This window comes from Kitasatospora sp. NPDC048296, from assembly GCF_043201815.1.
Lineage (GTDB): Bacteria > Actinomycetota > Actinomycetes > Streptomycetales > Streptomycetaceae > Kitasatospora.
The window spans coordinates 1-1,142 of sequence record NZ_JBICZB010000233.1; the positions used below are offsets into that span (position 1 = coordinate 1).

Genomic DNA, 1,142 nt, shown 5'->3' on the forward strand with positions numbered 1-1,142 from the left:
CCGGTGTGACAGGCGTGACCGGATCCTGGAATCGCGGGCGGGGACGGGCTGCTTGTCGTACCGTCCTGGGTCATGGATCTCGAATTCGCCACCCGCTTCGCCCGGGACTGGGCCGCCGCCTGGAACTCGCACGACCTGGAGCGCATCCTCGCCCACTTCACCGAGGACGTCGTCTTCGCCTCGCCGCGGATCGTCGAGATCATCGGAGACCCGTCCGGGGAGGTGCGCGGCAAGGACGCCCTGCGCGACTACTGGGCCAAGGGCCTGGAGCACCTGCCCGATCTGCACTTCACGGTCGAGGACGTCCGCGCCTCGGTCGACACCCTCGTCATCAACTACCGCAACGAGCGCGGGCGGGCCGTCGCCGAGGTCCTCACCTTCCGCGACGGCCTGGTCTGCCGCGGCCTCGGCGCCTACGGGCCCGCGGTGTGAGGCGGTGACCGGCTGGATCCGCTGACCTCGGTCAGCAGCGGCGGGGCCGCCGACCGGGTACCCGATCGGTGGCCCCGCCCCTGAGCTCGTCCGCTCAGCCAGGCCTCAGGCCGGCTGGGTCGCCTCCGGGGCCTGGGCGGGGTGGGGCAGGGGCGCGGTGGCGCGGCGGGCGTGGAGGACGGTGGCTCCCAGGGGCAGGGGGGTCGCGTCGTCGAGGAGGTGGAGACCGGCGTCGGCGAGGAGGCGGGCGTAGTGGTCGGCGCGGCGCTCACGGCCGCCGGTGTTGGCCATCATGTGGAGGTCCCAGGCGGTGGCCAGGGAGGTGGAGGCGTCGGCGGGCAGGACGCGTTCGATGATGAGCAGGTCGGCGTGGGCGGGCATCGCGCGGGCGCAGTGGCGCAGGATCTCGGCACAGCGGGCGTCGTCCCAGTCGTGCAGGACGCGGGACAGGACGTAGACGTCCGCGCCCGCGGGGACGTCGGCGAAGTCGCCGGTCACGTAGCTGCTGCGGTCGCCGCAGCCGAGCGCGTCGAGCCGGGTGCGCGCGGCCTCGACGGCGTGCGGGCGCTCCAGCAGGACGCCGTGCAGCCGGGGGTGGGCGGTGAGCAGGCGGCCGAGCAGTTCGCCGTTGCCACCGGCGATGTCGACGACGGTGCCCGGGCGGGGTGCCTCGGCGGCGGCGGTGACGGCCGGGTGGGCGGGGACGGGGT

The 1,142-nt window shown here is 74.8% G+C and carries 2 protein-coding genes; one reads left to right on the forward strand and one right to left on the reverse strand.

Annotated elements, in window-relative coordinates; translation table 11 throughout:
* Positions 1 to 72 precede the first annotated feature (72 nt).
* Complete coding sequence (locus ACGF12_RS38695; RefSeq protein ID WP_393041394.1) at positions 73 to 432, forward strand: nuclear transport factor 2 family protein; 360 nt, start codon at positions 73 to 75, stop codon at positions 430 to 432.
* Positions 433 to 537: 105 nt separating this feature from the next.
* Here the strand turns inward: ACGF12_RS38695 and ACGF12_RS38700 are convergent.
* Positions 538 to 1,142: methyltransferase (locus ACGF12_RS38700; protein WP_393041397.1), on the reverse strand; the 605-nt coding region annotated here is incomplete at its 5' end.

Bases quoted from the DNA above. Each gene is read 5' to 3' on its own strand.
- ACGF12_RS38695 (WP_393041394.1), top strand. From the start codon at position 73: ATGGATCTCGAATTCGCCACCCGCTTCGCCCGGGACTGGGCCGCCGCC.